General features: G+C 66.6%; 6 protein-coding genes and 1 tRNA gene. 4 read left to right on the forward strand and 3 right to left on the reverse strand.

All coding sequences use genetic code 11. From position 1 onward, the window contains the following. The 3 genes from EOD07_RS16995 to EOD07_RS17005 form a co-directional block, all read left to right on the forward strand. Window positions 1-1148, forward strand: a 1148-nt coding sequence (locus EOD07_RS16995) for a YaiO family outer membrane beta-barrel protein (protein WP_127236290.1), incomplete at its 5' end; no start/stop codon positions are given. 2 nt (window positions 1149-1150) lie between these two features. Further along, on the forward strand, window positions 1151-2188 hold the full coding sequence (locus EOD07_RS17000; protein WP_127236291.1) for a HEAT repeat domain-containing protein: 1038 nt from the start codon (window positions 1151-1153) through the stop codon (window positions 2186-2188). After that, on the forward strand, window positions 2185-3612 hold the full coding sequence (locus tag EOD07_RS17005; RefSeq protein ID WP_164772299.1) for a glycosyltransferase: 1428 nt from the start codon (window positions 2185-2187) through the stop codon (window positions 3610-3612). The genes EOD07_RS17000 and EOD07_RS17005 overlap by 4 nt, the downstream gene beginning before the upstream one ends. Window positions 3613-3719: 107 nt before the next feature. On the opposite strand, the gene EOD07_RS17010 is transcribed toward EOD07_RS17005, so the two are convergent. Both EOD07_RS17010 and EOD07_RS17015 read right to left on the reverse strand, forming a co-directional pair. Then, window positions 3720-4043, reverse strand: a complete 324-nt coding sequence (locus tag EOD07_RS17010) for an Hpt domain-containing protein (protein ID WP_127236292.1) — start codon at window positions 4041-4043, stop codon at window positions 3720-3722. Window positions 4044-4129: 86 nt separating this feature from the next. Next, a tRNA-Pro gene (locus EOD07_RS17015) sits at window positions 4130-4206 on the reverse strand. A gap of 191 nt (window positions 4207-4397) precedes the next feature. On the opposite strand from EOD07_RS17015, the gene EOD07_RS17020 reads away from it, so the two are divergent. Continuing rightward, complete coding sequence (locus EOD07_RS17020) at window positions 4398-6638, forward strand: AGE family epimerase/isomerase (protein WP_127236293.1); 2241 nt, start codon at window positions 4398-4400, stop codon at window positions 6636-6638. On the opposite strand, the gene EOD07_RS17025 is transcribed toward EOD07_RS17020, so the two are convergent. Then, a partial coding sequence (locus EOD07_RS17025; protein WP_127236294.1) for an aldehyde dehydrogenase family protein occupies window positions 6632-6761 on the reverse strand: 130 nt, incomplete at its 5' end. The genes EOD07_RS17020 and EOD07_RS17025 overlap by 7 nt on opposite strands.

Genomic DNA, 6761 nt, shown 5'->3' on the forward strand with positions numbered 1-6761 from the left:
CGAAGGACACCGACATCCTGGTCGCGCTTGGCCTTGTCGTGGGCTCCAGCCAGCGCTTCGACGAAGCCGGGCAGTTCTTCGACCGGGCACTGGCGATCAAGCCCGGCCTTCTCGATGCGCGTCTGGGCAAGGTGCGCCTGGCGATCTGGCAAGGCGACACGCCGCGTGCTCGCTTGGCTGTCGACGGCGTGCTGGCGACCGCACCGGACAATGTCGAGGCGCTCAACCTCGACGGCAGGATCGCCCTGCTCGAGGCCGACTACACGCGGGCCGGGCAGTCGTTCCGGCGCGCGCTGGCGCTTGAGCCGCGGAATGCCGAGGCGCTGGTGGGGATCGGCGACGTGCGCCGCGCCGAGGGCGACGACGAGGCCGCGCGGCAGGCCTATGGCCAGGCGCTCGCCATCGAGCCGGGTTCTGCCGACATCGAGCAGAGGCTCTCCGTGCCGCCGCCGCGCAAATGGCGGCTCGACCTCGGCAGCGAGGTGAGCGATCTCACCAATGGTCTCGGCGACTGGACCGACAGCTCGGCCGGCCTTGCTTATCGGCTGTCGCCGCGCACGACGATTTCCGGCCACACCCGGCTGGCGACCCGTTTCGGCCACACCGACCTCCAGATGGAGGGCCGCATCGACCAGGCCTTCACGCCGGTCTTCTCCGCCTATGCGGTCGCGGCAGTGACGCCGGATGCCGACTTCCTGGCCCGCTATTCGATCGGCGCCGGCGCGTCCTGGCAGGTCGTGGCGCCGGCAAAGGCGTTCGGCCCGCTCTCGCTCAACATCGATGCCCGCTACGACGATTTCGCCGACACCAGCGTCACCAGCATCCAGCCTTGGATCCAGGGCTACGTCCTCGACGGCCGCTTGGGCCTCTCCGCCCGCTGGGTGCATGCGCAGGACGACATCGGCACGCGCGCCGACGGCTATGTGCTCCGCGCCGACCTCGCGGTGACGCCACGCTTCAACGTCTTCGCCGGTTATGCCGACGCCCCCGAGATCGATGACGGCGCGCTGGTGCCGACGCGCACCGTCTTCGGCGGCATTTCCTTCGACGTCAGCGACCCGCTGACGCTGCGCGCCAGCATCGCGCATGAAGAACGCCCGACCTTCGACCGCAACATATTCGGCCTCGGCCTGACGGCGCGGTTCTGACCATGTGGTATATCTGGGACCTCTCGATATTGCTGAGCGCGCTGTCGCTGGTGATCATGCTGTTCCTTGTCGCGCGCCGCGTGTTGCAGGAGCGCCGGGACAGGGCGGCGGCCGAACAGCGGCGCCAGATTCTGACCGCGCTGATCGCCTTTACCGAAAGCCGCGATCGCGAGGCCTTGAAGGCGACGGTGCTTGGCGTGCCGGCAGGCGTGGCGATCGATGCCGGCTTCGAGTTCATTGCGCTGCTGCGCGGCGAGGAGAGGGACGACGTGCTCGTTGCCTTCAACGAATGCGACCTTCCGGCGCGTGTCGCCAGGCAGCTGCGCAAAGGCAACATCGCCGAGCGCATCCACGCGGCCGAGATGCTGGCATCGCTGGGTTCGGAGGATGCCTCGGCAAACCTGCTAGCAGCGCTCGCTCAGGACCGCGCGCGCGAAGTCAGGATCGCGGCGGCCATCGCGCTCTGCGATCTGGGCAGCCTGCCATTGCTCGGCACAGCGCTGGACTTCATCGGCGTGGCGGGGCAGCGCTCGCGACGCCTGATCGAGCTGTTCAGGCGCTTTCCGCGCTCGCGCTTCAACGAGCTTGCGGTCCATGCGTCGCGTGCGGACGCCTCGCCCCTGGTCAGGGCGGCCGCGATCGACGCGCTGGCGCGCGCCGGCGGCTTCGGCTTCGCCGATTTCTTCGCCAGCCTGGCCGGCGATGCCGCGCCCGAGGTTGCCGCCGCCGCGCTTCGGGCGCTGGGCCTCACGGGGCACGCCCAGGTGTCGGCCATCCTGAAGCGCGCCATGGCCAACGACAACTGGGACGTGCGCGGCGCCGCCGCCGAATCCGCGGGGCGCCTCGGATTGCCCGAGCTCGCCGCGCCGCTCTCCAGGCTCTTGGATGACGAGGTCTGGACCGTACGCTACGCCGCCGCCAACGCGCTGCGCTCCTTCGGCCAGCCGGGTGAATTGCTGCTGCGCGAGATCGCCGCCAGTGAGGTTTCACGAAGCCAGCGCACCGCCTCGCTCATCCTTGCCGAGGGGCCGGCCGCATGATCGCCGACTGGAGCCACGAGGTCGTTCTTGCCGCCACCATCCTGTCCTGGTTCATCATCGGGGCTGGGCTGGCGCAGACGACCGTCTACCTCCTGCAGCTCGTCTTCGCCGGCTACGCGCTGTCGAAGCGTCCGCCGGTGGCGCGCTCGGCGCTGCTGTGGCAGCGCTATGGCGACATCGCGCCACCGATCGCGCTTTTGGTGCCAGCCTATAATGAGGCGCTGAACGTGGTCGAGAGCGTCCATTCGATGCTCGCGCTCGAATATCCCAATTTCGAGGTGGTCGTCATCAATGACGGCTCGAAGGACGACACCTTGCAGCGGCTCATCAAGGCTTTCAAGCTGGTGAAGTTCCACCGGCCCTACGAGGAGGCGCTCGCGCACCAGCCGATCCGCGGCCTCTATTCCTCGCCCATGACCGAGCGGCTGTTCGTGGTCGACAAGGAAAATGGCGGCAAGGCCGATGCCCAGAACGCCGGCATCAATGTCTGCCGCGCGCCGCTCTTTTGCGTCATCGATGGCGACTCCATCCTTGAGCCCGATGCGCTGATGCGGGCCGCCCAGCCTTTCATCGACGACCCCGAGCGCACCATTGCCGTGGGCGGCACGATCCGCATCGCCAATGGCTCGAGCATCGAGGCGGGCAGGGTGCGCGAAATCCACCTCCCGCGCCGGCTGCTGCCCTTGTTCCAGGTGGTCGAATATCTGCGCGCCTTCCTCATGGCGCGACTGGCCTGGAGCAGCATCAACACGCTGATGCTGGTGTCCGGCGCCTTCGGCATGTTCCGCCGCGCGGAAGTGGTGGCGGTGGGCGGCTTCACCAAGGGTTCGATGGGCGAGGACCTCGACCTCGTCATCAAGCTGCACCGCTATATGCGCGATAAAAAGCGCAAATACCGCATCCAGTTCATCCCTGAGCCGGTGTGCTGGACCGAGGCGCCGGAAACGCTGAGCGTGCTCGCCCGCCAGCGCTCGCGCTGGCAGCGCGGCGCGCTCGAATGCTTCTTCCGCTACCGCTCGATGCTGTTCAACCCGCGCTATGGCCGCGTCGGCTTCCTCGGCTTGGGCCATATCCTGATCGTCGACGTGCTGGGCCCGGTGGCCGAGGTTCTCGGCTATATACTGATCCCGGCCTTCTGGCTGCTCGGCATCCTTTCGGCTGAATATCTGCTCGCCTTCACCGCGCTCATCTTCACCTATGGCGTCTGCGTCAGCGTCTGCTCGCTGATCCTGGAAGAGGCCGAGCTGCAGCGCTTCCCTCGCGCCAGGGACCTCGCCGTGCTGACGGTCGCCGCCGTGATCGAGAATTTCGGCTACCGCCAGCTCAACAATTTCTGGCGCGTGAAAGGCTGGTGGCAATTCCTGCGCGGCAACCAGGGTTGGGGCGAGATGACCAGGACCGGCCTCGGCGCCGCCAAGAGATAGGCGCGGCCGGCGGCGTCAGGCCAGGGCAATTCCAGGAAAAGTGTGCAACGGTTGGGTTCGGCGCCTTCGCCGTAACCTTCCGTCCGGAATTGCAAAAAAACAAAGAGTCACGCCAGCGTCCGCTCAATCTCCGCGATCAAGCCATCGAGCGCCGCGCGCACGCTCGCGCCATCCGCCTGCTCGACAAGCAGCGTCTCCAGCGCCGAAGCTCGCGCGCTGATCTCCGTGAAGCCGAACGTGCCGGCCGCGCCGGCGAGCGAGTGGGCGAGCCGGATGAGCGAGTCGTTGCCGGGAAGGGGAGCGGCCTGATGCGCGATCACCTTCAGCTCGGCGAGCTGATCGGTGCAGCGGGCGAGGAAACGTTGGCGCAGCGGGGCGAAGGGATCGTTTGCGATGAGGCTGGCTCCATTGCGGGATATGCGCGCGAGCAAGCTGGACCGAGAGGTTCAGGTCCTGTTCTATTCTTCTGCGGAGACAGAAGTTAGCGGACTGCAATACCGCTAATCCATTGTTTTTCTGGTCGGAGTGGCAGGATTTGAACCTGCGACCCCCTCGTCCCGAACGAGGTGCGCTACCAGACTGCGCTACACTCCGTGACCAGACCGCGGGCTTATAGCTGCCACTTTCCGATCCTGCAAGCGTCAATGACAGCACTTCTGTCGCATTTCCTTTCTTTCGCGAAGCTTGGCCGAATGGCATAGGATTTGGCTGCCGGGTAAAGGTGGGCTTAAAGGCTTTTGTCGTAAGTCCAGGGCATCGGAACCGGACTTTTGACAAGGTCGTTCATGAGCCAGCGCATCGTCAGTTTCGTCATGAGCGGCGGCGTCGGGTCGCGGCTGTGGCCGCTGTCACGCGAGGACAACCCCAAGCAGTTCCACGATTTTTCCGGCGATGGCTCGATGCTGGCGAAAACCTTGCGCCGCTTGGCGGCGCGGCCGCAGGGCGAGACCCCGATCTTCCTCATCGCCGCGGAGCGTCACGCCGAGCGCGTCCATGCCGACCTTGCCGGCCTCGATCTTGCCGGCGGCGGGCCGCTGTTCGAGCCGACGGGGCGCAACACGGCGGCGGCGGTAGCGCTTGCCAGCCTGCGCACGCTCTCCGAATATGGCGACGAGCTGGTGCTGGTGGTGCCGTCCGATCATGAGATTTCGACGCCTGGCCAGTTCTGGCAAAGCGTCGAGGCCGGCGCGGCGGCGGCAAATGCCGGCCGTCTGGTGGTGTTCGGCCTCAAGCCGACACAGCCCGAGACCGGCTATGGCTATATCGAGGTCGGGACCGACAAGGGCGGCGTCTTCGACGTCTCTCGCTTCGTCGAGAAGCCGGATCTCGCCACCGCGCAGGCCTATCTCGACGCCGGCAGCTTCTACTGGAACACCGGCATCTTCTTGTTCCGCGCCGGCGCCATGCGCGACGCCTTCGCGGCCCATGAACCGAAAATCTGGCAAGCGACGGAGACCGCCTACAAGGCTGCGACCAGCGACCTGTCCGGTCTCTATATGCCGCTCGAGCTTTATTCCGCGATCCCGTCGACCTCGATCGATTACGCCATCATGGAGCGGGCCAAGGACATCGCCATGGTGCCCGCCGGCTTCCGCTGGAACGATCTCGGTTCCTGGCAGTCGCTGCTCGACGTCGGCCCGTCCGATGAGCAAGGCAATGTCATCATCGGCGACGTCGTCGCCATCGATTGCGAGAACTCCTACATACGCGGCGACGGCCGTCTGCTGTCGGCCATCGGCATGAAGGACGTGGCCATCGTCTCCACCGCCGACGCCACCTTCGTCGCCCCTGTCAGCCACAGCCAGCACGTCAAGAAGATCGTCGAGCAGCTGGAGAAATCCGGCCGGCTGGAGACGAGGTTCACGCCGGCGCATGACCGCGTCATCGAGAGCGGCGCCTGGCGGCGTCGCGTGCGCCACTGGCTGTTCGAGGAGACGCTGCCGCTGTGGTCGACGGTCGGCGTCGACGAACGCCATGGCGGCTTTCACGAGGCGCTGGGCTTCGATGCTTCGCCGCTGATGAAGCTCAAGCGCATGCGCACGCAGGCGCGTCAGGTCTATGCCTTCGCGGTGGCCAAGGAGCGCGGCTGGGACGGCCCGGCGGACCGGCTGATCACGCATGGCATCGACTTCATGGCAGGGCAGGGGCGCACGAAGCGCGGCGGCTGGGTGCGCACGCTCAACATCGACGGCTCGGTCGCCGATCCCGTCGAGGACGCTTACGATCATTCCTGCGTTCTCCTGGCGCTGGCGCATGCGCATATGTCGGGCCATCCCGACGCCTTGCGGCTGGGCGAGGAGACGTTCGCCTTCCTCGATGCGCATCTGGAAGACGCCCGCATGACCGGCTTCCTGGAAACCTCCGACGGGGCGGAAGAACGGCGCTCGAACCCGCATATGCATCTGCTCGAGGCTTTTCTCGCCTGGCACAAGGCGACGGGCGAGCGCGCCTATCTGCGCCGCGCGGCGCGCATCATCGACCTCTTCCGCAGCCATTTCTTCGATGCCGAAAGCTGGACGCTGGGTGAATATTTCGACGACGGCTGGAAACCGGTAGCGGGCGAGAAAGGCGCTTGGACCGAGCCCGGCCATCATTTCGAATGGGCCTCGCTGCTCGTCGATTTCGCCGCCCGCAGCGGCCAGGGCGAGCTCACCGCCTTCGCCCGCAAGCTCTATGCCTCGGCGGTTGCCAACGGCCTCAACCGCGCCACCGGCCTCGCCTATGGCGCCGTCTCTCGGCAGGGCCTGCCGCTCGACACGGTCTCGCGCAGCTGGCCGCAGGCCGAGGCGATCAAGGCGGCGATCGCGCTCGAAGGCTCGGGCGGGCCGGACCTCAAGCCCGAGATCGAGGCGCGCGTCGGCCGCCTGTTCCGCTGGCACATCGACCCGGCGCCGCTCGGCCTGTGGATCGACCGCATCGACGAACGCGGCCGCTCACTGGCGACCGAGGTGCCGGCCAGCATCTTCTATCATCTGGTCTGCGCGCTGACGCAGTATCTGGACGGGACGGCGGGGGAGTCTCAATAGGGCGCCGCCACGTCCCCTGTCTCGACATAGACAGCCTTCAACTGCGAGTAATGTGCCAGCGCGGCAAGCGAGTTCTCGCGCCCGATACCGGATTGCTTGACGCCGCCGAAGGGCATTTCCACC

The organism is Mesorhizobium sp. M2C.T.Ca.TU.002.02.1.1, from assembly GCF_003997225.1.

Excerpts from the sequence above, each read along its gene's own strand:
- EOD07_RS17005 (WP_164772299.1), top strand. The coding sequence starts at position 2,185 with ATGATCGCCGACTGGAGCCACGAGGTCGTTCTTGCCGCCACCATCCTG.
- EOD07_RS17020 (WP_127236293.1), top strand. The coding sequence starts at position 4,398 with ATGAGCCAGCGCATCGTCAGTTTCGTCATGAGCGGCGGCGTCGGGTCG.
- EOD07_RS17000 (WP_127236291.1), top strand. The coding sequence starts at position 1,151 with ATGTGGTATATCTGGGACCTCTCGATATTGCTGAGCGCGCTGTCGCTG.